This is a genomic window from Myceligenerans xiligouense, assembly GCF_003814695.1.
Classification (GTDB): Bacteria; Actinomycetota; Actinomycetes; order Actinomycetales; family Cellulomonadaceae; genus Myceligenerans; species Myceligenerans xiligouense.
Window position 1 is genome coordinate 3,376,213 of record NZ_RKQZ01000001.1, and the last position, 23,951, is coordinate 3,400,163.

Here is a 23,951-nt window from a genome sequence, read left to right on the forward strand (position 1 = left end):
GCGGGCCTCCGGGGAGCGTGTTCGCCCGTTCCTCGGCGGCGGAACACGGCTTCTTCGGCGTCGATCCCCGGTCCGGGGGTCGACGCCGAAGCCGTCTCTGCCGACCGGTCACCCGGCCGTCACGAAGAACTCGCGCAGATCCCCGACCACGAGGCCCGGGACCTCGAGGGCAGCGAAGTGGCCGCCCTCCGGGTACTCGGCCCTGGAGGTCGTCGCGGTGTGGATCGGGATGCTCGGGTTCGACTTCACGGTGGAGGACCCGCCCGAACTGCTGGAGCACCTGCGGGTCCTGGCTCGCAGGTACGCGGCAGCCACAGAAGGGTCGCCACGGCCTGCGCGATCAGGCGATGACAGCTAGAGTTTCAGCTACATAGACCACGCCGCCACGCGGGCGGCGCCTTTCGTTCACTCAGGGGGTGACCAACCATGCTCACGATGAATCCGTCGCTGCTCGGTAGCATCGACGGTAGGATCGAGTCCATGGCCGAGAAGATGGGCAAGTACTCGATCACGATGCCGAAGGACGTCGCCGAGGCCGCGCGCCAGTATGCGGGCAGCTCCGGACTGTCAGCCTTCATCGCAAGCACGATGGAGGAGAAGATCCAGGGCCTCCGCCTCGACGAGTTCCTCAACGAGTACGAGGCCGAGCACGGCGAGTTCACGGACGAGGAACTGGCCGCCGCGGATCGAGAGATCGACCAGGCTTACGAGGCCATGCTCAGCCGCCGAGCCCAGCGCGCCGCCGAGATCAGGGGTGAGGGATGAGACGCCGCGGGACACGCGAGGCGGACTTCGGCGCGCTCGTCCTCGACAGTGAAGGGCTCAGCGGAATTGTCGCAGGAAACCGCACGGTACTCAGCAAACTGAAGCGAGCACGCATGCTCGGGCTCCCGGTACTGACGAGCAGCATGACGCTGGTCGAAGCGAGCCACCCGAGAGGACGGCGCGAAGCCTTCGCCTGGGCGTACTCACGGGCGACTGTCAGGCCTGTCACCGAAGAAATCGCCAAGCGAGCCATGGATCTGCTCGCCGAGGCGAGGATGCACGGGCATACCCATGCGATCGACGCAGTGCTGTGTGCCACTGCGCTCGACTCCCCGAAGCCGCCGCTCATCCTCACATCGGACCCGGACGACCTCGCGGCGCTGGTCGGCGACAGGGCGGCCGTTCTGAAGGTCTGATCCTGACCGGTTCGGCGGGAGCGGATGGTTGCCCGGGGTACCACCCGATCGGCCGGCAACCATCCGCTCTTGCCCTCGTGACCGATCTGCTCGGCGACCACGGCGCAGTCCTGCGCGGATGGACGCGCCGTCTTACGACCACTCCTGCTGTCCGCGATCCGTGGGCATGCCGGGACGTGCGCCGCCCTGCCGCGTCCGCGGTCCGTGACGACGAGGGCTGACGGTCGCGGCGACGTGAGTCGGCGGGCGGCCCGGGCTCACCGGGCGGCCCGCCGACTCACGTCGACGCGACCTCTCCCGACCGCACGTGCGCCGTACCGTCGGCGCGCGGGGCGCCGTCGGCTCCGCGCACCCCGTCCACGTCGGGCGAGACCCGGCGGCCGAGGACGAACGCCGTCACCGTGATCCCGGCGCAGACCGCGGCCAGCATCCCGATGAACAGCGCGGGATGCCCGCGATCCAGCAGCACGCCGGCGGTGACCGGGCCGGCGATGGTGCCCACCTGGAAAGCCGCCGAGCTGAGGGCGTTGTAGCGGCCGCGCAGGTGGTCGGGCGCCAGATCGTTGGTCAGGGCCGGCAGCGCGGACTGCAGCAGGGCCTCCCCGACCGCGAACACGCCCATGAAGCCCAGCACGACGGCAACGCTTCCCGCCGTGCCCGGCATCAGGCCGGAGACGCCGAGCACCAGCCACGACCCCGACCAGATCAGCCCGAAGAGTGCGAGCACGCGGGTCCGGCGGTGTCCCCGCGCACGCTCCATCACCCAGAACTGCAGCAGCACGATCACCGCGGTGTTCACCACGAACGCGAAACCCACCGCCCGCGTGGAGACCTCCGCGACCTGCCGCGCGTACGCCGGGAACCCGCTCTCCAACTGCCCGTACCCGGCGAACGCCGCGAGTGCGGCCAGTGCCGTCAACCAGGCGACCTCGGGCCGTCGCAGGATCGCGAGGTAGCCGGTCGCGGCTCCGTTCGCACCGGCACGCCCGGCGACGCCGCTCGCCCCGGCGCCCCTCTCCCCCGCGCCGCTCGCCCCGGAGGTCACGGCCCCCTCGTCCCGGGGACGGAGATGCCGCAGCGGCCCGAGAAGCACGGCCACCGGGGCGGCGAACGTCGCCGCGTTCACCAGGAAGGCGACGACGAAGGTCACCGGGCGTTCGACGTCGACCAGCAGGCCCCCGAACACACCGCCCACCCCGATACCGAGGTTGACCAGCGCGAAGTTCACCCCGAAGTACCGTTGCCGCAGGTCGCCGTGGACGACGGTCGAGATCAGCGCGTTGTTCGCCGGCCAGGCGACACCGAACTGGGCACCGAACAGGGCGAGCCCCACACCCGCGGCCCAGGGCACGGTCGCGAAGGCGAGGATCGTCTGCCCGGCGATCGCGCAGGCCATCCCGGCCAGCAGCGTGCTGCGCGCACCGAAACGGTCGATCAGCACGCCGGCGGGCCCGGTCACGATCAGCCCGGCGACCGCGATCAGCCCCATGAGCGTGCCGGCCAGGTCGAGCGAGAACCCGCGGACCTCGTGCAGGTAGATGATCGTGAACGGGAGCGTGAGGCCGCGGCCGAAGGTATTGACCACCACGGTGGACAACAGCCAGCGACCGTCGCGGGGGAGCTCGGACCAGAAGCCGAGGGCACCGCGGGACGGAGAAGATGTCACGCGCCGATCCTGCCCCCGGCAACACCGGCGCGGCGAGCGGATTTCGGACGCGGCCTCCGGCCCTCCCGCCCCGGCGAGACCGGTGCGTCACACCGGGCGGCGGCGCGCCGCCAGGCCGTCGGGGGCCTTGGTGAACCATGCGTCCTCGACGGCTTCGGCCAGGTGTGTGCCGGACACCACATCGAGCTGGACGAGCACGGCGGGGTAACCGTCGAAGTGCGGGATGGTGAAGAAACCCGGCCTCCCCTCGCCCAGCACGGCTTCCTTCTCCCCCAGGTCCTCGACGCTCACCGCGAGGATCGGCCCGGCGGGGACGGGCTCGCCCCCGAACCGCTTGACGTCGGCCTTCGAGAACGGCCGCTCCCACGCGAACGCCTTCCCCGCGACGAACCAGGTCCGGCCGCGGAAGCGGGTCCCCTCGGCGGTCTCGGGAAACCCTGCGACGAGCCGGGCGACGTCGTCGAAGGTAGGCATGGCATCGAGCGTACGCCGCACGGGCGCGACCGGCCCTGCCACGGCGCCGTCGTCCACGGTAGTGTTCGCCCAGTACCTGGGACGCACAGTCGCAGAAACATCGCCAGCTGACCCGCCCGCTCGACGACGAGGACTCACCATGCGTATCGGCATCCAGACCGGCTACTGGTCGCGCAAGCCCCCGAAGGGCATCCAGCAGGCCATCCTGGCCGGAGACAAGCTGGGCCTCGACTCGGTCTGGACCGCGGAGGCCTATGGCTCCGACGCGTTCACACCGCTGGCCTGGTGGGGTTCACGCACCAGGAACGTCCGGCTCGGCACGGGAATCGCCCAGATGGCCGCGCGCACACCCACGGCCACCGCGATGCACGCCATGACCCTGGACCACCTGTCGCACGGGCGTTTCGTACTGGGGCTCGGCGCCTCCGGCCCGCAGGTGGTCGAAGGCTGGTACGGGCAGCCCTACCAGCGGCCGCTCGCCCGCACCCGCGAGTTCGTCGAGATCGTGCGGGAAGTCATCGCCCGCGAGCGCCCGGTCTCGTACGACGGCGCGTTCTACCGTTTGCCGCTGCCGGACGACGTGCCCGGCGCCACCGGTCTGGGCAAGGCGCTCAAGCCCACCGTGCACCCGTTCCGGCCCGAGATCCCGATCGTGCTCGCGGCGCAGGGGCCGAAGAACATCGCGCTCGCGGCGGAGATCGCCGACGGCTGGATGGGTTCGTTCTACGCGCCGCGCCTGGACGGGGAGTTCCGGGAGCTGCTGGACGCCGGGTTCGCCAAGCGCCGTGAGGAGCGCTCGCCCGCCGGCGCGTTCGAGGCGATCGCGACGGTCCCGGTGTTCGTGCGCGACGACGTCGAGGCGGCTGCCGACCTGATCCGCCCGTACGTGGCGCTGTACGCGGGCGGCATGGGTGCCAAGGGCGCGAACTTCCACAAGCAGTCGCTGGACCGGATGGGGTACAAGGAGGCGATGGACGAGGTCCAGGACCTCTACCTCGCGGGCCGCAAGGAGGACGCCGCGCGCGCGGTGCCGACGGAGCTCGTGGACGAGGTGGCGCTGATCGGCCCGGCGAAGCGGATCAAGCAACGGTTCGCGGCCTGGGAGGAGACGCTCCTGACGACGATGCTCATCCAGGGAGACCCGTCGTCGGTGCTCACGGTCCTGTCGATCGCGCAGGAACACGCCGCCCACTCGGCGGGGACGACGGCGGGGGCCCGCCGGGCCGCGCGCACCCGCTCGCTGGCCGGCCGCGCCCTGGCGAGGCTGGCGCCGTCCAAGGTCCCGGGCGGGCGCTGACCGGACTTCCCCGCGACCGTCCCGCCGCACCATTGTCCGCCCGCCGGTGAAATGGCTCGCGCCCCGCCGTCGCGGCAGGCACGATCGGCCCATGCACACTTCCGCTCTCCCGGATGTCCCGCTACCGGACGGTTACCGGTTCCGCTCGCTCACCGAGGCGGATCTGCGCGCCGCCGTCGACCTCGACTTCTGGGCGTTCCCCTCGGGCACCTCGCTCGACGAGGCGGTCCGCCACCCCTTCCCGCTCGGCTGGGACCGCACGGTCGGTATCGAGGCGGCCGGCTTCGACGGGCTCGCCGCACTGCACGGCTCCTATCCGTTCCAGGAGTTCGGCGTTCCGGGCGGCACCCTCCCGACCGGCGGCCTGACCTGGGTCGGAGTGCATCCGCAGCATCGCCGCCGCGGGCTCCTCACCGCCATGATCGACTTCCATCTCGCGCGCTGCCGCCGGCGTGGGGAGCCGCTGTCCGCCCTGTTCGCCGCCGAGGCCCCGATCTACGGACGCTTCGGCTACGGGAAGGCCGCCGACGACATCCGCCTCACCATCGCCCGGGGCGCCGCCCTCCACGACGTGCCGGGCGCGGACGAGCACACCGTGCACATCGCGCACGCGTCCCGTGAGCAGCACGGAGACCTGGTCGAACGCCTTCACCGCGCGGCAGGAGCACGTCCCGCGGGTGTCGCCGGGATCAATCGCCCCGGCTGGTGCGAACGCGAGACCGAACAGTTGCAGGCGCACTTCTGGGACGACCCGCCCGCGCACCGCGACGGCCGCGAGTCCCGCCGCATCGCGGTCGTGGAGCACGCCGGCGAGCCACGCGGCTACGCCCTGTTCCGGCGGAAGCTGGACTGGGAGGTCTTCGGTCCACGTGGCACGGCCGCGGTCTCCGAGGTCGTGGCCCTCGACGCCGCCGCCGCACGCGCCTTGTGGGGTGTTCTGGCCGACTTCGACCTCACCGTCGAGACCTCCACGTTCCTGCTCCCGGTCGACGACGCCGTCACGCGTCTCCTGGTCAACCCCCGCGCGGCACAGCCTCGCGTGGTGGACAACCTGTGGGTACGGCTGGTCGACGTCGGCGCGGCGCTCGCGGGGCGGCAGTACGCCGCGGACGTCGACGTGACCCTCGCGGTTCGCGATGCCCGGCTCCCCGAGAACACCGGGACCTACCGGCTCCGGGCGCGGGCTTTCGGCGAGGCGACGTGTGACCGTGTCACGGGTGGCGCCGACCTGTCCCTCGACGTGCGCGAGCTCGGCGCGGCCTATCTGGGCGGAACGTCGCTGGTCTCGCTCGCCGCCGCCGGTCTGGTCACGGAGCACACCGCGGGCACCTTGGCGCACGCGGCAGCAGCCTTCGGATGGCCGGTCGCGCCGATGAGCAGCTGGGTCTGGTGAGTGCCGCGGCCCCTGCGGCGTCGGTCAGCCCTCCGGCACCAGCCCTCCGGCCTCGGCCCGCGACGCCGGCCCCGGCGTCAACCCGCGGCGTCCGGCTCAGGGAACCAGATCGCGCGTCTCAGGTCGACACGGCGACCGTCACGAGTGAGCGGGCATCCCTCCGCGCGCAGTGCGTCGAGCGCCGCGGTCAGGTGCCGGGCCGGCGGAGAGCCCGCCGCGTTGACGACGCGCCACCAGGGCACGGTGAAGTCGTCCTGGGCCGGCCCGACGACGACGGCGTCCTCGGGTACCAGGTGCCGGTAGCGGTCCCCGGACTCCGCCATGACGTTTCCCACCTGCCGTGGACCGCCGCGCCCGAGGTCCTCGGCGACGATCTCCGCGATCAGGCCGTACGTCATGGCACGGGCGTGGGGTATCCGCCGCACGAGCGCGAGCACCGCGGCCGCGTACTCCTCGGCACCGGTCAGCGGTACGGCGCCCGCCGGCTCCTCCGCCGGCGCCCCGTCGCCCTGCCTCCCCCGCATCACATCAGGAATGGTAGGACACACCGTGACTCCCCGGGAAAGCCCTCACCAGCCCTTCTGCCCCTCCGCCTGCCGATGTGGTCGGACGGACCACACGCATCACCTCTGACAGGTGGCGCACCAGAAAAGGTTGCGCCCGGCAAGCTCCTTGAGCAGCACGGGAGAGCCGCACGCGCGACACGGCAGACCGTCGCGGTGATAGACGTAGAAGGCCTGGTCGGCGGGAACCGCGTCGGGCGTGCCGTCCGTGTTCTGCCGCGTCCGGAGCCTGCCCGGTGGCTGCGGCCCGGTACGGTCCTCCGGGCGGGTGGTGACGATCGCTCCGGTGCGGGCGCCGTCGCGCATGAGGACGACGAGGTCGTCCCAGAGTGCCCGGGCCGACGACGGCGGAACCTCCCGCCCGGGTCGCAACGGATCCACGCCTGCCCGGAACAGGGCTTCCGCCCGGTAGATGTTGCCGACGCCCGCGATCACGGCCTGATCCATCAGGAGCTGTCCGATCGTCACCCGGGAGCGCCCGGCCCTCGCAACGAAGCGCTCCGCGTCGTGGCCGCGTTCCCCCTCCCGGATCGGGTCCGGCCCGAGCCTCGCGGTGACGGCGTGCTTCTCGGCGGGGGTGATGACCTCGCAGGCCGCGGGCCCGGTCAGGTCGGCGACCATGTGCCGCCCGAGCAGGCGTGCCCGAACCTGTCCACGCGGCGCGGGTGGCTCCCACCCCTCACCGGGACGGCGGGCGCCGCTGCCGAGCTCGTCGCTGCCCAGGTCGTCGGCCGTCACGTGGACCTCGGCATCGGACGACCCCGCAGGGGCCCGGACCACGGTCTCGCGCTCGCCGATGCGCTTGCGCGGGGCGCCGATCGCGTGCGCGACGTCCGCGACGCCCGGCGCTCCCGTGAACGTCCACGCACCGTAGAGCCCGAGGTGGGTCCGGAGCCAGAGCATGTCGGCGCCGGCGGGATCCGGCGGACCCGGGGAGTCGTCCCGTCCAGGCACGGCGCCACGGCCGGCCCGGCTCGAGACGTCCGAGGAGCCCGGAGCGCGCGCGGCCCGTCCCCGCGGTGCGTCGTCCGGCGCGAAGGCACAGAAGAGCTGCTTGCCCCAAGCCTCCACGGCCACGAGCCGGCGTCCGTCGAGCAGGGCGGCGCCGTCGGCGAAGCGGCCCTGCGGACTGGTCACCCGCAGCCGCTCACCGCCGAGCAGTTCTCGCAGGGTCCGCGCGAGGCGGTGGACGGTGTGCCCCTCGGGCAATTCAGCGGGACTTCTCGTAGGTGGCGAGCTGGTCGATGCGACGCTGGTGGCGCTCGTCGCCGCTGAACGTCTCCGCGACGAACGCGTCGATGATCGCGACCGCCTCTTCCGTGGTGTGCATCCGCCCGCCGACGGCGACGACGTTGGCGTCGTTGTGCTGGCGGCCGAGCCGTGCGGTCTCGACCGACCAGGCGAGGGCGGCGCGCACGCCGTTGACCTTGTTCGCGGCGATCTGCTCGCCGTTGCCCGAACCGCCGATCACGATGCCGAGCGAGCCCGGCTCCGCGACGACCGCCTCGCCCGCGGCGAGGCAGAACGACGGGTAGTCGTCCTGCGGGTCGAACTCGTGGGCGCCGTGGTCGGTGACCTGGTGGCCGGCGTCGGTCAGATGCTGCACGAGGTGAGCCTTGAGCTCGAACCCGGCGTGGTCAGCGGCGATGTGCAGATGCATGATCCCATCTTCCCTCACGGCGGGGCTCGCCCTCCACCCGGCCCGCACGGTGGACCCCGGTCGTCCCGCGCGTACCCTGGCGCCATGACGACCGAAGCCACCCCTTTGAGGTCGGGAATCGACCTCGACGCCCTCGACCCCCGGGTCCGTCCGCAGGACGACCTGTACCGCCACGTGAACGGCCGCTGGATCGACTCCCACGAGATCCCCGCGGACCGCGCGATGGACGGCGCGTTCCGTGCCCTGCACGACCAGGCGGAGGAGCATGTCCGCGAGATCATCACGGACGCTCCCGCGGGTTCCCCGATCGGTGACCTGTACGCGAGCTTCATGGACACCGAGCGCATCGAGGCGCTCGGCACCACTCCGCTCGCCGGCGATCTCGCACTGATCCGCGACGCCGCGGATCTCGACGATCTCACGCGGGTCCTGGGCTTGTTGCAGCGCACCGGCGGGGCCCGCGCCGTCGGCTTCTGGGTCGACAACGACGCCAAGGACACCGAGCGCTACGTGGTCTACCTGACGCAGTCGGGAATCGGCCTGCCCGACGAGTCGTACTACCACGACGAGCAGTACGCGCCGATCCGCAGGAAGTACGAGCCGCACGTGGCGCGCATGCTCCGGTTCGCGGACGTCTCCGCCACCTGGGGTATCAGCGCCGAGGACGCCGCCGCGCGCGTGGTCGAGCTCGAGTCCCGGCTCGCGGAGCACCACTGGGACGTGGTGAAGCGGCGCGACGCCACGCTCACCTACAACCCCATGACGCTCGCCGAGCTGGCCGAGAGCGCGCCCGGCTTCGGCTGGCAGCGGTGGGTCGAGGCGCTCGGCGCACCGCTGGGTTCGCTCGACCAGCTCGTGGTCCGCGAGCCCGGCTTCGCGACGGGCTTCGCGGCGCTCTGGCACGACGTCTCCCTGCTGGACTGGCAGCTGTGGATGGCCTACCACCTGGTCACGGCCCGCGCGCCGTACCTGAACGACGAGATCGTCGAGGCGAACTTCGACTTCTACGGCCGGGTGCTCACCGGCGCGCAGGAGGTCCGCGAGCGGTGGAAGCGCGGGGTGTCGCTGGTCGAGGGTGCGCTCGGGGAGGCCGTCGGCGCCGAGTACGTGGACCGGCACTTCCCGCCGGAGCACAAGGAGAAGATGGACCGGCTCGTGGAGGCCCTGGTGGCGGCCTACCGGGAATCCATCGGGAACCTCGACTGGATGACCCCCGAGACCCGGGCGAAGGCCCTGGTCAAGTTGGAGAAGTTCACGCCCAAGGTGGGTTACCCCACCAAGTGGCGGGACTACTCGGGCCTCACGGTGGACGCCGCGGACCTGGTGGGGAACGTGTGCCGCTCCAACGCGTTCGACCAGGACCACGAGCTCGGCAAGATCGGCAGGCCGCTGGACCGCGAGGAGTGGTTCATGACGCCGCAGACGGTCAACGCCTACTACAACCCGGGCATGAACGAGATCGTGTTCCCGGCCGCGATCCTGCAGCCGCCGTTCTTCGACCCGTCGGCCGACGATGCCGTGAACTTCGGCGGGATCGGCGGCGTCATCGGGCACGAGATCGGCCACGGTTTCGACGACCAGGGCTCCAAGTACGACGGCGACGGCCGCCTCGAGAACTGGTGGTCGGACGCGGACCGCGACGAGTTCGAGAAGCGCACCAGCGCGCTGATCGCGCAGTACGACGCGTTCCGCCCCGCGCAGCTCGACGGCGAGGAGCACGCGGACGTGCACGTCAACGGCTCGCTCACCATCGGCGAGAACATCGGCGACCTGGGCGGCCTGTCGATCGCGATCACGGCGTACCGGATCGCGCTCGGCACGTCGCTGTCGGAGGCGCCGGTGATCGACGGCCTGACCGCCCTGGAGCGGATCTTCCTCGGCTGGGCGCAGGTGTGGCAGTCCAAGGGACGCGACGAGGAGGTGGTGCGGCGCATCGCCGTCGACCCGCACTCCCCCAACGAGTTCCGCTGCAACGGCGTGCTGCGCAACGTGGACGAGTTCCACGAGGCGTACGGCACGGTCCCGGGCGACGCCCTCTACCTGCCCCCGGAGAACCGCGTCCGGATCTGGTGACGGGAGGCCCCGGACCAGGGGTGGCCTGGTCCGGGGCCGTGCCCTCCGGGTCTCAGCGGGTCAGCATTCGGCCCCGGAGTACGGGACCGGAGCGAGCGTTGTCGCGTTCACTCCGGCCCTCGCCCCGGCCCCGGCGGTCGCGGTGACCGTGCCCGGGCCGAACGACGTGATGCCCGGCTCGAGCGTGACCAGTCGGTCACCGCCCGGCTTCAGCGTCACCGTCCGGTCGCCGAAGTCGGACCCGACGGCAACGGTCGCCGCGGTGCCGCCCGTGTTGCCGAGGACGACGGTCAGTGCCGCCTCGCCGTCGGTGCACTGCGGCACCGCCGAGACCTCGACGTCCTCCGCCAGGTCGGCCGACGCAGCGGCCCGGGAACTCGCCCCGTCCGAACCTCGACCGTGCCCGTCACCGTGACCGCCGCCATGCCCGTGACCGCCGCCATGCCCATGCCCGTGCCCGTCCTCCGGCTCGGCCAGCAGCTCGAACTCCGCGAGGGTGAGCTCCCCCTCCCCCGCGACCTCTTCGATCACCAGACGTACGTGTTCGTAGTCCTCGCGCCGGTCGATCTCGAACGGGCGAAGCTGCCGCGCCCACCGGAACTCCTCGCCCGACCGGCGGTCGAGCGTCCGCCACCACCGGCCGTCGTCGGATCCTTCGAGCCGCCAGGCACTGGGCGCCGCGCTCCCGGACTCGCCGGACGTGAGCGTGTAACCGGTCAGCTCGGCGCGCTCGCCGTCGCCCTCCCAGGTGAGGACGGGCGTCGACGAGGCGAACCCGGCCTGCGTGGCGGAGGTGTCGTCCACCAGGGCGTCCGGCGTCGTGCCGTCGTCGACCGTCACGGATGCGGTCGAGGTCACGTCCGCGACCGGCTGGGGAGCGCCGCCGCCGCGGGTGAGCGACGCCGGGGCGTCATGACGCCCGGTACCCCAGCCGGACGGCTCGGCCCCCATGACGAAGTCGAGCCGAGCGCCCCCGGACAGGTCCTTCTGCGACAACGACGTCGACGAGGTGCGCCGGCCGTCGACCCGGAGCGACTGCACGTACACGTTCTCGTCCGAGTTGCCGCGTGCGGTGATCACCAGGTCGCCGTCGGGCAGGTGCACGGTCGCCCGCTCGAACAGCGGTGAGCCGACGGCGTACTCGGCCGACCCGACCTGGAGCGGGTAGAACCCGAGCGCGGCGAACACGAACCACGACGACATCTCGCCGTTGTCCTCGTCGCCCGGGTAGCCCTGCCCGATCTCGCTGCCCACGAAGAGCCGCCGCATGACCTCACGGACGATCTCCTGCGTCTTGTGCGGCGCGCCCGCGGCGTCGTACAGCCACGGGATGTGGTGCGAGACCTGGTTGCTCATCCCCCACTGGCCGAGGCGCACGTCGCGGGCCTCGCGCATCTCGTGGATGACGCCGCCGTAGCTGCCGGTGTGGGAGGCGTCCTCCGGGGTCGCGAAGAACTCGTCGAGCTTCGCCTCGAGCCCTTCGGCGCCGCCGTACAGGTTCGCGAGGCCCCGCGGGTCCTGCGGCGCGTGGAACGCGAAGTTCCAGCCGTTGGTCTCCGTGTAGCCGTTGCCCCACACGCGCGGGTCGTAGTCCTCGGGCGCGGTGACGAACTCGCCGTCCGCGTGCCGCGGCGCGAAGAACCCGGTCTCCTCGTCGAACGACTCCACGTAGTGCGTGGCCCGCTCCAGGAAGTACCTCGACTCCTCGCGCAGCTGCGCGCGCCGCTCGCGCGGAACCTCGCGGTCTCTGGCGAGCGCCGCCGCCATGTTCCCGATCCCGAAGTCGTTGATCAGGCCCTCCAGGCCCCAGGACACCGACTCGTGCGTGCTCTCGGGGGTGAAGCCCAGGTAAGGGCTGACGTCGAGACCTTTGCGCCCGACCGCCGAGCTGGTGGGCGCGACGGTGGCGTTCTTCAGCGCGGCGTCGTAGGCGTCGAGCGCCTGCCCGGTCGGCAGGGAGCCCTTGAGGTAGGCGTCCGCGAAGGCGACGTCGGAGCTGGTGCCGGTCATCAGGTCGGCGTAGCCCGGCGAGGACCAGCGCGCGACCCAGCCGCCGTCGCGGTACTGCTGCACGAACCCGTCCACGAGCTCGGCCGCCAGGTCGGGGTACAGCAGCGAGTACGCCGGCCAGGCGGTGCGGTAGGTGTCCCAGAAGCCGTTGTTCACGTAGATCTTGCCGTCGACGATCTCGGCGTTCGTCTCCGTGTCCGTCGGCTCGCCGGACGGCTCGCTGACGGGGCTGGCGTACCGGTAGCGCGGCTCGTCGGCGGTTCCGGTGTTCTCGAACTGCGAGTTCGGGTACAGGTTGAGCCGGTAGAGGCTGGAGTACAGCGTGACGAGCTGGTCCTCGGTCGCGCCGTCGACATCGATCACCGAGAGCCGGTCCTCCCACCGGGCCGCGGCGTCGGCGCGCACCTCCTCGAAGGAGCGGCCGGACACCTCGAGGCCGAGGTTCGTGCGGGCCTGGTCGAGCCCGATGAAGGACGTGGCGACGCGCAGCTCGACCGTGTCGTCGTCCGACACGTCGAACGAGGCGTACCGTGCCGCCCCACGATCGCCGTCGGCCTGTCCGACGGCGGCCGGGGCGCGGTCGAACGCGCCCGCGACGAACATGCGGGTGCGGCCCGCCGACAGCCCGCTGCCACCCTCGACCCAGCCGGTGAGCTCGCCGGTGGCGGCGTCGAGGTGCAGGCTGGAGTCGCCGGCGACCTGGTCGACCAGCACATGCCCGGTGCCCGCGCCGGCCGGGAAGCCGAACCGCAGCACGGCGGAGTGGTCGGCCGGAGCCACCTCGACGGACTGGCCGTCGGCGAACTCCACGCCGTAGTAGTCGGGGCGCGCCGTCTCGTCGTCGTGGGAGAACGCGAGACCGCGCGCGTCCAGGCTCGCGTCAGGCGTGCCGGAGCCGACGGCGGGCTGGAACGCGAGCTGGTTCCTGTCCCCCATCCACGGGCTGGGCTCGTGGGAGATCCCGATACCCTCCAGGACCGGGCGGTTCCGGTCGTCGGTGGCGGTCTGGTACTCGTACAGCCAGCTCTGCGACGACGCGTTCGTCATCGGCACGTAGAAGTTGAAGCCGTTGGGCACCGCCGTCGCCGGGATGTTGTTCCCGCGCGAGAAGCCGCCCGAGGAATGGGTGCCGCGACGGGTGTCGACGTAGTTGAGGTCGCTCGACCCGTCGATGGTCTCCGGTTCCGCCTCGACGGCGACGTCGTCGATCCAGCCGGAGAAGCGCGTGCCGGCGGCCCCGGCGTCGTTGTCGTAGCCGACCAGGATCTGGTCGACGGTCCTGCCCCGGGCCACCGCGCCGACGTCGACGCGCACGGAGTTCCACTGGTCCGCGTAGAGGATCTTGCCGTCACCCTGGCCGGCCGCGGTGGCGGCCGAGCCGTGCGCGTCCTCGGCGCCGAGCTGGGACAGGAACGTGCCGTCGGTGAACCGCAGGTCCATGGCCGCGTAGGTGGACGGGTAGGCGAGATCCTCCAGGAGCTCCGGGAAGATCGTGTAGCTCAGGCGCGTGTCGGGCCCGACGGCGAGGTCGACGTCGTCGTACAGCACGTTCGTCGCGTACGCCGGGCCGTCGGCCAGGTGGGAGCCCGAGTACCGCAGCGACCGCATGCCGGTGAACCCGACCCCGGAACGGCTCGTGTAGGAGGCCGACGTCGGCCCGCCGCCGACGGCGGTCGTCATCGGCTCGGCCGTCGGCTCGGCCGGGGTCAGGTCGACCGAGAGATCCCAGTCGGCGATCTGCAGGATCGGGTCGCCGTGGTTCTCGGTGACGTCCAGGCGGAAGTACCGGTACGCCTCGGTCGGGGCGTCGAGCTCGAAGACCTGCTGCTCGAACCGCTCCGAGAAGGTGACCCCGGAGCGCTGGTCGACGTCGGTCCACGTCTCCCCGTCGGCCGAGCCCTGCAGCGTCCAGGACCGCGGGTCACGCCCGGCGAAGTCGTTGGCCGAGGTCAGCGCATAGGCGGCGACGGACGTGGCCTCGGCGAGCTCGTAGGTCACCCAGCCGGTGGGCTCGAACACGAGCCACTTCGTGGACGAGCTGGCGTCGTGGAGCTTGTCGACTCCCTCGTTGGGGAGGTTCTCGCCGCTGGCGGTCGCCTCCGTCACGGAGCCGAGGACGCTGCCCGGAAGCCCGGACACGAACGTTCCGATGTTGTCGTACCAGGGCTCACCGTCGCGCTCGGCCGGCGTCGAGGCGAGAGGCGCGGGGTCGGCCTCCTCGAACGAGCTCGCGAAGTCGCCGGGTGCGGCGACCGCGCTCGCGGGGGCGACGAAACCCGCGGTGCCCTGCACGATCAGTGCGAGGGCCACCCCTGCGGACAGTACTCCCCGGCGCCTGGGGCGCCGGGCGGTGACTCGTGACATTCGATCTCCCTTGATCCTGTGACACCGCTGTCAATAGAATTCAAGAGATGAACGTATGGGCTCCGGAAGGCAGCTGTCAACGAGCCGCCGTTCGCCCCGCATGCTGGTCCGCGACGGTGGTCGGCCCGGCCGTCCGCGGCGGCGTCAGCCGGGTCGTCCGCGACAGCGGTCGGCCGGGCCGGGTCTCAGGGCCGGCGCTCGCCCGTCCCCCTCGGGATCAGCCGCGTCTCCAGGGTGACCGTGCGCGGCGGCGCGGCCGGGTCGTGCCGCGTGGTCGCCAGTTCCGCGGCCCGGCGCCCCATCTCGACGGCGTCGTACGACACCACGGTCACGCCCAGGAGGTCCGCCAGGTCGAAGTCGTCGAAGCCGACCAGCGCGACGTCCTGTCCGCCGGGGGCGTCGCCGAGCGCGCGCAGCGCCCCCGCGGTGACGCGGTTGTTCTCGGCGAGCACCGCCGTCGGCGGCTCAGGGCCGTCCAGCAGCGCGGTGACGAGCGACCGCGCCTCGCGCGCGTCGTGCGCGCCGGACCGCACCCACCGTTCCGCGCCGGGGTTCCCCAGCTCCTCCATCGCCTCGACGAAGGCCGCACGCCGCTCGCGGAACGTCCACACCTCCGGGCTGTCCCCGACGAAGGCGATCTCGCGATGCCCGTGATCACTCAGGTGGCGCACGGCGGCGCGGAGGCCACCCCGGTTGTCGATGACCACGGTGTCCGCCTCCAGTCCCGACGCCGGCCGGTCCACGAACACCACGGGCGTCCCCGCGGCGAGCTCGCCGGCCAGCCGCGCGTGATCCCCCGTCGTCGGCGTGACCACGAGCCCGCCGACCCGGCGTTCGAGCAGTTCCTCCGTGAGCAGGCGCTCACGCTCCGGGTCCTCCTCGCACGACGTCGTGATCAGGTGCATGTCGTTGTCCCGCGCCACGCGTTCGATCCCGCTGGCCAGCGCCGAGTAGAACGGGTTGGCGATGTCCCCGGAGATGAAGCCCAGCAGCCGGGACGCCCCGCCCCGCGCGAGGTCCGCCGCCACGGCGTTGCGCCGGAACCCGAGCGCCGTCGCCGCCTCGCGCACCCGCTCGCGGGTGGCCTCCGCCACGTTCGGCTCGCCGTTCAGCACCCGGGAGGCCGTCTTCAGGCTCACGCCCGCCCGCTCCGCCACGCCGGCGAGCGTGGGCCGCCGCGGTCCCTGCACCGACATCCTCAAGCCTCCTGACGCCGGCGCCGTACCAGCATGTCGACGATGATCGCACCCAGCAGCACCGCACCGGTCACCATGAAACGCGTAGCCTGATCGAGGTCGAGCAGGGTGAGCCCGTTCGCGACGGACTGGATGACGAGCACGCCCAGCAGCGCCGACCAGGCACTGCCCCGCCCGCCGAAGAGGCTCGTCCCCCCGATCACGGCAGCCGCGATCGCCGTGAGGTACGTGTCGGCCCCGCCGGTGCCCTGGTTCGCGGCGCCGAGCCGCCCCGCCGCCAGGATTCCGCCCAGCGCGGCGAGCGTCGAGCACGCCACGAAAGCCGAGACCACGGTCCGGTGCACGGCGACACCCGAGAGCAGCGCCGCCCGGCGATCGCTGCCCACCGCGCGCACCGAGCGTCCCCACCGCGTACGACGCAGCGCCACGTCGGCGATGATGACCAGCACCACGAACAGCACCACCGAGTAGCCCACGCCCCGGGCCGTGGAGAGATAGCCGACCGCCGCCGCCAGCACCAGCGCCAGGGCCCCCGTGCGCAGCGCGACCTGCGGCCACGGTACGCAGGACAGGTCCGCCCGGCGACGGCGCTCGCGCACCCACACCTGCATGCCCAGGTAGGACAGGACCCACAGGGCCACGAGCGCCCAGGCCACGGCGGGTTGGAGGAACCCCTGCTGGATCGAGCGCACGAACCACGACTCGAACGGCAGGTTGATGGATCCGAGCGGCCCGAGCACGCGCAGCTGGACCCCGGCGAAGAAGAGCAGCCCGGCGAGCGTGATCACGAAGCTCGGCAGCCCGAGCCTGGTCGACAGCACACCGTAGACGAGCCCCACGGCCATGCCGCAGGCGAGCGCCACGAGTACGCCGAGACCGAGCGGCCAGCCCGCCGTGACGGTGCCGACCGCCACGATCGCGGCGGCCAGCCCGCTCACGGAGCCGACCGAGAGGTCGATCTGCCCGACCAGGAGCACCAGCACCACGCCGAGCGCGATCACCCCGACGGGCACGCTCTGCAGCGTGAGGTTGACCAGGTTCTCCGCCGAGAGGAAGTCCGGTTCGACGGCCGCGAGCACCACCCACACGAACGCCAGGCCGACGACGATCGGCGCCACGCCGTGCTCGCCGTGGAACCACTGCCCCAGCACGGCCCGCGGCCCGAACCGCGGCGGCTCCGGGGCCGGATCGACCGCGGCGAGCGTCCGCCCGCCGCCGCGCATCCCGTCAGCGTTCATCGCCCCACCCCATCCGGCACGTCCTTGCCTCCGCTCGTCCCGTCCCGCGCGCTCCCGCGCGTCTCGTGGGCCATCACCGGCCCCCCGGCCTCGGGCGCACCGCGCCGGTCATCGCCGCGAGCAGGTCCTCGTACGAGGTCTCGCCGGTGTAGGTGCCGTGCACCCGGCCGAGCCGCAGCACCAGGATCCGGTCGGCCACGGCCTGCAGGTCACCGGCCTGATGGCTGATGAGCACGACGGCGTGCCCCCGTGCCCGCAGCCGCGTGATCAGGTTGAGCACCTCGGCCGTCTGCCGCACCCCGAGCGACGCCGTCGGCTCGTCCAGCACGACGACGCGCGGCGACCCGAGCAGTGCCCGCGCCACGGCGATCACCTGCCGCTGCCCGCCCGACAACGTCCGGACCGGGTCGCGCACCGAGGGGACGCTCGCGGCGAGCTGGCCGAGCACCTGCCACGCGCGACGCTCCATCTCCACCTCGTCGAGGAACACGCCCCGGCCCACCTCGTGCCCGAGGAAGAGGTTCTCGACCACGTCGAGATCGTTCACGAGGGCGAGCTCCTGGAACACGGTCGCGATCCCGAGCGCCCGGGCCGCGGCCGGGGAGTCCAGCACCACGGGTGCGCCGTCGACCAGCACCTGCCCGGAGTCGGGCCGGTAGACCCCGGCGAGCACGCCCGCGAGCGTCGACTTGCCCGCGCCGTTGTCGCCCACGACGGCGAGCACCTCGTGCTCGTGGACGTCCACGTCCACGTCCACGAGCGCCCGGACACCCCCGAACCGCTTGCTGACACCGCGCAGCGACACCACCGGGGCCGCGGGAGCGCGGGGCGACGTGGAGCCCGGCTCGGTGGACGCCGCAGAACCGCGCGGGAGCGCGGGGCCCGGCTCGGGAGACTCTGTCATCCTCGCTCCTCCTGGGCCACGCCGACCAGCCCGCGCGCCTCGCACGCGGTCCGGTACGGCGGGGTGCAGATCTGCTCCGCCGTGTACACCCGGCCGTCGAGGATGACGTGCTCGATGTCGTCCACCCCGACCGCGCGCGGAGCGAGCAGCAGGGTGGGCACGCCCCCGGTGACGGCCGTGGTGCGCGGGTCCTCCCCGCGCAGCACGCGCACCGCGAGCTCGGCGGCCGTGGCCGCCTGCTGGTCGGTGGCCTTGTAGATCGTCATGTACTGGTCCCCCGCGACGATGCGCTGCACCGCCGCCAGTTCGCCGTCCTGGCCGGTGGTCGGCGGGACCGGGTCGAGGCCGGCCGCCTTGGCGGCGGCCACGGCGCCGCCCGCGACGCCGTCGCTCGCCGCCAGGATGCCGTCGACCTGGCCGCGGTACCGGGTGAGCATCGCCTCGACCCATTCGGTGGCCTTGTCGGGGCTCCAGTCCGGCGTGTGGTACTCCGCGAGGATCTCGACATCGGCGGAATCCAGCGCGCGGTGGGCGCCGTCGGCGATCGCGCGGGAGTTCGGGTCGGTGACGGCTCCCTGGACGAGCAGCACGCCTGGTACGGCGTCGGACCCGGCGGCGGTCCGGGCCTCCAACGTGGTGAGGCCGGGGTCGACGCCCCGGTCGAGCTCTCCCGCCAGTGCCGACCCCATGAGGTAGCCGAGGAACTCGTAGTCGTAGGACACGTAGTAGTCCGCGCCCTCGACGAAGCGGTCGTAGGCGATCACCTTCGCGCCGAGCCGGTGGGCCTCCTCGACGATACCGACGGCCGCCACCGTGTCGACGGCGCCGAGCACGAGGACGTCCGCGCCGCGCACGAGCATCGACTCGGCCTGCTCCTGCTGGCTGGCCACGTCCTGGCCGGCGTTGGCGTAGAGCACGTCGCAGCCCGGGCACCGGCTGGAGACCACACGCGCGAACGTGGGACGGTCGGACGCCTCGTAGCGTGCCGTCTGCGCCTCGGGGAGCAGGAGCCCCACGGTGCCCTCGGCCGCCTCCGCGGCGCCCCCGGTGCCCGCGCAGGCGGACACGGTCGCCGCGACCACGACCGAGGCCAGGGAGGCGGCCAGGGCCGCCCGTCGCCGCCGGCCTGGTGACACGTCGTTCCCTCTCGCTGGTCCCACGATCATGATCCCACCACGCCCAGCGCACCCGCGGATCTCGCCGAGTCGAGCGCGACCGCCAGCGCGCCGCGCACGCCGGCCGACCCACCGAGTTCGGAGGGTACGACGTCGACCGGCCCGCGCGAGGTGGCGACCACCCGCTGGCCGAGAGCGGTCCGCAAGGGGCCGAGCAGGAGGTCACCGACCTCCACGAGCTGCCCGCCGACGACGACGATCGCCGGGTCGACGATGTTGCACAGGTTCGCCAGCGCCACGCCCAGGTACCGTCCGGCGTCGTACACCACGCGGCGACAGCCCGGGTCGCCGTTCATCGCGCGCGCGACGAGGTCGGCGAGCGTGAGGTGGCCGGCCCCGGCCGGCAGCATCCCCAGCAGGCTCGACGCCCCGACCAGCATCTCCAGGCAGCCCCGGTTGCCGCACCGGCAGACGGGGCCGTTCTCGTCGACGGACACGTGCCCGATCTCGCCCGCGACACCCGCCCTGCCCCGCACCGCGTGACCGCCGATGACGAGCCCCGCGCCCACGCCGTGGGAGACCCTGACGTAGGCGACCGAGTCGAAGCCCTGGCCGGCGCCGTACCGGTACTCGGCGATCGCGGCGAGCGTGGCCTCGTTGTCGACGGTGACGGGTACGCCGAGCTCGGCCTGGAACAGGGCCGCGACGTCGACGCCGTCCCAGCCGCGCATCATGCCGAGGGTCACCACCTCACCGCTGGAGGGATCCACCGGGACGGGCACCCCGACGCCGACGGCGAGCAGTTCGTCGGGTGACGCGCCCACGGACTCGATCATCTCGGTGACCAGCAGCGCGGTACGGCGCATCCCGACGTCGGCGCGGTGGTCGGCGGCGAGCGGCATGCGCTGCTCGGCGAGCACACGCATCGAGGCGTCCGCCAGTGCCACGCTCATCGACCGCACGCCGAACCGGACTCCCGCGACGAGCCCGAGGTTGCGCGCGAGCGTGACCTGCAGCGCGCGGCGGCCGTTGCGGATGGACTGGGCGGTGGCGAGGACGCCGGCGGCCGACAGCTCCTTGACGATGTTCGAGATCGTGGCCGGGGACAGCCCGGTGACGCCGGCCAGCTCGATCTGCGTGAGCGACCCACGCTGCTGGACGGCGCTCACGATCCGGGCTCGGTTGGCCTCACGAAGTGAGGTCTGCGAACCCGGGGTCACCCGATCCGCGCGCACAGCCACACCATAAACCGCCGGGCCGCCCTCATCTGCGATATCGCGCGCATCACGAGGGCTGAACCCCGTTGAGTACACGCCGTGAACGGAGTCCCACCAGCGATGCCGGCTTGCGTTCACTTCTTGACATCAACGCTCGATCCCCGTTTGATAGGGCGCGGTTCTCGGGCGCCTCAGACGCCCGACCGTCTCCGGATGCGCCACTGTCCTGCCCCGGGACCGTGTCACTGCGGACGACGGGTCGATCCAACGACCAACGAAGGTTTGAGGGACACGAGATGCGAATCAACAAGAAGTCGGCCGGTGTGGCCGCTTCGGTCGCCGTGCTGGGCATGACCCTGGCGGCGTGCGGCGGCGGCAGCGGCTCCGGTGACGCCGACGCGGAGGGTGGCGCGGACCAGGTCGAGGTGTTCACGTGGTGGGCCGCGGGTTCGGAGAAGGCCGGTCTGGACGCGCTGGTGGGCGTGTTCCAGGAGCAGCACCCGGACACGGAGTTCGTGAACGGTGCGGTGGCCGGTGGTGCGGGCTCGGCGGCGAAGGATCTGCTGCAGACGCGTCTGCAGGCGCAGGACCCGCCGGACACGTTCCAGGCTCACGCGGGTGCGGAGCTGCAGGACTACATCGACGCCGCCCAGATCGAGGACGTGTCGGGCCTGTACGACGAGTTCGGGCTCACCGACGCCTTCCCGGCGGACCTGGTGGAGCGGCTCTCGACGGAGGACGGCGCGATCTACTCGATCCCGTCGAACATCCACCGGGCGAACGTCATGTGGGCCAACCCGGCGGTGCTGGAGGACGCCGGGCTGGACACGTCCGCGGAGTACGAGGACCTGGACGCGTTCATCGCGGACCTGGAAGAACTCGACGAGGCCGACGTGACACCGCTCTCGGTGGCGACCACCTGGACGCAGGTGCACCTGCTGGAGACCGTGCTGCTGGCCGACCTCGGGCCCGAGGCGTACTCCGGCCTGTGGGACGGTTCGACCGACTGGGAGTCGGATGAGGTGACCGGGGCGCTGGAGGACTTCGAGACGATCATGTCGTTCACGAACGCCGACCGGGACGGGCTGGACTGGCCGGAGGCCACCCAGCAGGTCATCGACGGTCAGGCCGCGTTCAACATCATGGGCGACTGGGCCGTGGCCGCGTTCGAGGAGCAGGACAAGGAACTGGGCACCGACTTCGTGGCCGTGCCCTCCCCGGGCACCGCGGGCACGTTCGACTTCCTGGCCGACTCGTTCACGCTCCCGGTGGGTGCCCCCCACCCCGAGGGCACCGAGGCGTGGCTGGAGACGATCGGTTCGCTGGAGGGCCAGACGGCGTTCAACGCCGCCAAGGGTTCCATCCCCGCCCGGACGGACGCGGACCCGGCCGAGTTCTCCGAGTACCAGCAGACGGCGATCGAGTCGTTCGCGAACGACACCATCGTGTCCTCCCTGGCCCACGGTGCCGCTACTCCGGTGGCGACCCTGAACGCGATCAGCGACGCGACGAGCAAGTTCACCACGGGCGCCTCCGACCTGGACGCCTACCAGAGCGAACTCGCCGCCGCCGCACAAGGCTGAGCAGCCGCACGAGGCTGACACGACCGACCCAGCACGACCCGCAAGCCCGCCGGGCAGCATCACGGCGGCGTAGGACCTTCAGGCGACCCCCCACGACGCCGCCTGGAGGTCCTACCCGGCCGCGGCATTGCCCGGCGGGCTTCGTGGCGGGTGCATCGACCCTCGAGGAATCCCATGTCCAAGACCATGCGACGGGTAGGGCCTCCCCTTCTTCTGCTCGCTCCCTCTCTGCTGCTTCTGGGGGTGTTCGTCTACGGGTTGATCGCGGCGAACTTCCAGATGTCGTTCACCGACAACCACACCGCCGCCCAGGCCACCGGCCAGGCCCCCGCCGCGGCCGTCTGGTTCGACAACTACACCGCCCTGCTGGCCACCGACGCGTTCCAGCACTCCCTGCTCAACCTGCTGCTGTTCACCGCAGTATTCCTCGCCGGAACGATGGCCATGGGCTTCGGATGGGCCTGGCTCCTGGAAAAGCCCGTCAAAGGCGAAGGCTACTTCCGCTCCATCTACCTGTTCCCCATGGCCGTGTCCTTCGTCGCCTCCGGCGTCGTCTGGCGCTGGCTGCTCAACTCCAACCAGGACGAACAAGCCTCCGGCCTCAACCGCCTCTTCCAGATCATCGGCCTGGACTTCCTGCAGAACAACTGGTGGAACAACGTCACCTTCGGCATCATCGCCATCGCCATCCCCGCCATCTGGCAACTGTCCGGCTACGTCATGGCCCTCTTCCTGGCCGGCTTCCGCGGCATCCCCGACGAACTCCGCGAAGCAGCCCGCATGGACGGCGCCACAGAACTCCAGCTCTACCGCCACGTCCTGTTCCCCCAACTATCCCCCGTAGCCCTGTCCGCCCTGATCATCATCGGACACATGAGCCTCAAATCCTTCGACCTCATCATGTCCATCTCCAAACCCGCCAACTACCAGACCAAGGTCCCAGCGGTGGACATGTACGTCTTCAAATCCAGCTTCGACTACGCCAACGCCGCCGCCGTCGGCGCCATCCTCCTGATCATCGTCGCCGCCGTCATCATCCCCTACCTCATCCACACCCACCGGGAGGAAAAGCGATGACCACCCTCCTGGAGCCGATCGGCAAGAAGACGCCGCCCGAGCGCAGCGCCACGTCGCCGGCGCGCTACGCCGCCGGCCGCACGGCGCGCTACGCCATGCTGCTCCTCGTCGTCATCGTCGTGCTGATCCCGGTGTACGTGCTGTTCGTGACCAGCTTCAAGGGCGCCGGTGACGCCTCGCCCGCCCGCGCGTGGGCACTCCCCACGACGTGGACGCTGGAGAACTGGCAGACCGCCTGGACCACCCTGGCTCCCGCCATCGGACGCAGCCTCCAGATGGTCATCCCCTCCACCATCATCTCCGCGTTCCTCGGCTCACTGAACGGGTTCGTCCTGGCCCGCTGGCGCTTCAAGGGCGCCGACATCGTCTTCACCCTCATCCTCTTCGGGATGTTCATCCCCTACCAGGCCGTCATGATCCCCCTGAACCAGCTCGTCCTGAACCTGGGCATCCCCAACGGCATCCCCTCACTGATCCTCCTGCACGTCGTCTACGGCATCCCCATCACGACGCTCATCTTCCGCAACTACTACATGACGGTGCCGCACTCGCTGATCGAGGCCGCCCGCATGGACGGCGCGGGAATGCTGCGCACCTACTGGAACGTGCTGCTGCCGATCTCGATCCCGAGCTTCGTGGTGGTGCTGATCTGGCAGTTCACCAACGCGTGGAACGACTTCCTGTTCGCCGTGTTCTTCTCCTCCAGCAGCAACGGCCCGGTGACGGTGGCCCTGAACAACCTGGCCAACGGCGCCCTGCTGCAGAACTACGGCGTCTCCATGGCCGGCGCCCTGCTGGCGTCCCTGCCGACCCTGCTGGTCTACATCATCCTCGGCAAGTACTTCGTCGGCGGCCTCATGTCCGGCTCCGTCAAGGGCTGATCGCAGCGAAGCAGCACGGCAAGGCCACCACCGCGCAGCGCGGCGGCGCGGTGGTGGCC

At 71.7% G+C, this 23,951-nt stretch carries 21 protein-coding genes; 9 read left to right on the forward strand and 12 right to left on the reverse strand.

Annotated elements, in window-relative coordinates; genetic code table 11:
• Positions 1–108: 108 nt before the first annotated feature.
• Positions 109–249, reverse strand: coding sequence for a hypothetical protein (locus EDD34_RS20735; RefSeq protein ID WP_170177094.1), 141 nt, complete (start codon positions 247–249; stop codon positions 109–111).
• On the opposite strand from EDD34_RS20735, the gene EDD34_RS21615 reads away from it, so the two are divergent.
• From EDD34_RS21615 to EDD34_RS14725, 3 genes are all read left to right on the forward strand, one after another.
• Positions 230–358 carry a hypothetical protein gene (locus EDD34_RS21615; protein WP_484199641.1) on the forward strand — a complete coding sequence of 43 codons (129 nt, stop codon included), beginning with the start codon at positions 230–232 and terminating at the stop codon, positions 356–358. The two genes, EDD34_RS20735 and EDD34_RS21615, sit on opposite strands and share 20 nt — an antisense overlap.
• Positions 359–480: 122 nt before the next feature.
• Entirely contained in the window at positions 481–765 is a 285-nt protein-coding gene (locus EDD34_RS14720) for a CopG family transcriptional regulator (protein ID WP_123815241.1), read from the forward strand.
• Positions 762–1,181, forward strand: a complete 420-nt coding sequence (locus EDD34_RS14725; RefSeq protein ID WP_123815242.1) for a type II toxin-antitoxin system VapC family toxin — start codon at positions 762–764, stop codon at positions 1,179–1,181. The genes EDD34_RS14720 and EDD34_RS14725 overlap by 4 nt, the downstream gene beginning before the upstream one ends.
• Positions 1,182–1,458: 277 nt before the next feature.
• On the opposite strand, the gene EDD34_RS14730 is transcribed toward EDD34_RS14725, so the two are convergent.
• Together EDD34_RS14730 and EDD34_RS14735 are read right to left on the reverse strand one after the other, a co-directional pair.
• Positions 1,459–2,847: an MFS transporter gene (locus tag EDD34_RS14730; RefSeq protein WP_123815243.1), complete on the reverse strand. Its 1,389-nt coding sequence runs from the start codon at positions 2,845–2,847 to the stop codon at positions 1,459–1,461.
• Between the two features lie 87 nt (positions 2,848–2,934).
• Complete coding sequence (locus tag EDD34_RS14735) at positions 2,935–3,321, reverse strand: MmcQ/YjbR family DNA-binding protein (protein ID WP_123815244.1); 387 nt, start codon at positions 3,319–3,321, stop codon at positions 2,935–2,937.
• A 139-nt stretch (positions 3,322–3,460) separates the two neighbouring features.
• On the opposite strand from EDD34_RS14735, the gene EDD34_RS14740 reads away from it, so the two are divergent.
• Both EDD34_RS14740 and EDD34_RS14745 read left to right on the forward strand, forming a co-directional pair.
• Complete coding sequence (locus tag EDD34_RS14740) at positions 3,461–4,618, forward strand: LLM class F420-dependent oxidoreductase (protein ID WP_123815245.1); 1,158 nt, start codon at positions 3,461–3,463, stop codon at positions 4,616–4,618.
• Positions 4,619–4,709: 91 nt separating this feature from the next.
• Positions 4,710–6,011 (forward strand): GNAT family N-acetyltransferase, encoded by a 1,302-nt coding sequence (locus EDD34_RS14745; protein ID WP_123815246.1) that lies wholly within the window; start codon positions 4,710–4,712, stop codon positions 6,009–6,011.
• A 77-nt stretch (positions 6,012–6,088) separates the two neighbouring features.
• On the opposite strand, the gene EDD34_RS14750 is transcribed toward EDD34_RS14745, so the two are convergent.
• The 3 genes from EDD34_RS14750 to EDD34_RS14760 form a co-directional block, all read right to left on the reverse strand.
• Positions 6,089–6,535: an MGMT family protein gene (locus EDD34_RS14750; RefSeq protein ID WP_123816563.1), complete on the reverse strand. Its 447-nt coding sequence runs from the start codon at positions 6,533–6,535 to the stop codon at positions 6,089–6,091.
• A 99-nt stretch (positions 6,536–6,634) separates the two neighbouring features.
• Entirely contained in the window at positions 6,635–7,783 is a 1,149-nt protein-coding gene (locus tag EDD34_RS14755; RefSeq protein ID WP_123815247.1) for an Fpg/Nei family DNA glycosylase, read from the reverse strand.
• A gap of 1 nt (position 7,784) precedes the next feature.
• Positions 7,785–8,234 carry a ribose-5-phosphate isomerase gene (locus EDD34_RS14760; protein ID WP_123815248.1) on the reverse strand — a complete coding sequence of 150 codons (450 nt, stop codon included), beginning with the start codon at positions 8,232–8,234 and terminating at the stop codon, positions 7,785–7,787.
• Between the two features lie 84 nt (positions 8,235–8,318).
• Here EDD34_RS14760 and EDD34_RS14765 point away from each other — a divergent pair, with 84 nt between their 5' ends.
• A complete protein-coding gene (locus tag EDD34_RS14765) occupies positions 8,319–10,307 on the forward strand; it encodes a M13 family metallopeptidase (protein ID WP_123815249.1) in 1,989 nt (662 codons plus the stop codon).
• A 60-nt stretch (positions 10,308–10,367) separates the two neighbouring features.
• Here the strand turns inward: EDD34_RS14765 and EDD34_RS14770 are convergent, their stop codons facing one another.
• From EDD34_RS14770 to EDD34_RS14795, 6 genes are all read right to left on the reverse strand, one after another.
• Positions 10,368–14,627 carry a GH92 family glycosyl hydrolase gene (locus EDD34_RS14770; RefSeq protein WP_246012457.1) on the reverse strand — a complete coding sequence of 1,420 codons (4,260 nt, stop codon included), beginning with the start codon at positions 14,625–14,627 and terminating at the stop codon, positions 10,368–10,370.
• A gap of 239 nt (positions 14,628–14,866) precedes the next feature.
• Positions 14,867–15,877: a LacI family DNA-binding transcriptional regulator gene (locus EDD34_RS14775; protein ID WP_123815251.1), complete on the reverse strand. Its 1,011-nt coding sequence runs from the start codon at positions 15,875–15,877 to the stop codon at positions 14,867–14,869.
• 2 nt (positions 15,878–15,879) lie between these two features.
• Complete coding sequence (locus EDD34_RS14780; protein ID WP_246012459.1) at positions 15,880–17,115, reverse strand: sugar ABC transporter permease; 1,236 nt, start codon at positions 17,113–17,115, stop codon at positions 15,880–15,882.
• A gap of 73 nt (positions 17,116–17,188) precedes the next feature.
• On the reverse strand, positions 17,189–18,019 hold the full coding sequence (locus EDD34_RS14785; RefSeq protein WP_123815252.1) for an ATP-binding cassette domain-containing protein: 831 nt from the start codon (positions 18,017–18,019) through the stop codon (positions 17,189–17,191).
• The gene (locus EDD34_RS14790) at positions 18,016–19,179 is read right to left on the reverse strand and encodes a substrate-binding domain-containing protein (RefSeq protein WP_211341602.1); all 1,164 of its coding nucleotides are present in this window, start codon (positions 19,177–19,179) and stop codon (positions 18,016–18,018) included. The genes EDD34_RS14785 and EDD34_RS14790 overlap by 4 nt, the downstream gene beginning before the upstream one ends.
• 2 nt (positions 19,180–19,181) lie before the next feature.
• Positions 19,182–20,303: an ROK family transcriptional regulator gene (locus EDD34_RS14795; RefSeq protein ID WP_123815254.1), complete on the reverse strand. Its 1,122-nt coding sequence runs from the start codon at positions 20,301–20,303 to the stop codon at positions 19,182–19,184.
• Between the two features lie 344 nt (positions 20,304–20,647).
• Here EDD34_RS14795 and EDD34_RS14800 point away from each other — a divergent pair, with 344 nt between their 5' ends.
• The 3 genes from EDD34_RS14800 to EDD34_RS14810 all read left to right on the forward strand — a co-directional run bounded on the left by EDD34_RS14800 (position 20,648) and on the right by EDD34_RS14810 (position 23,892).
• Positions 20,648–21,934 carry an ABC transporter substrate-binding protein gene (locus EDD34_RS14800; RefSeq protein ID WP_123815255.1) on the forward strand — a complete coding sequence of 429 codons (1,287 nt, stop codon included), beginning with the start codon at positions 20,648–20,650 and terminating at the stop codon, positions 21,932–21,934.
• A gap of 174 nt (positions 21,935–22,108) precedes the next feature.
• Complete coding sequence (locus EDD34_RS14805) at positions 22,109–23,011, forward strand: carbohydrate ABC transporter permease (protein ID WP_123815256.1); 903 nt, start codon at positions 22,109–22,111, stop codon at positions 23,009–23,011.
• Complete coding sequence (locus tag EDD34_RS14810; protein ID WP_123815257.1) at positions 23,008–23,892, forward strand: carbohydrate ABC transporter permease; 885 nt, start codon at positions 23,008–23,010, stop codon at positions 23,890–23,892. Before EDD34_RS14805 ends, EDD34_RS14810 begins: the two co-directional genes overlap by 4 nt.
• Positions 23,893–23,951: the final 59 nt, after the last annotated feature.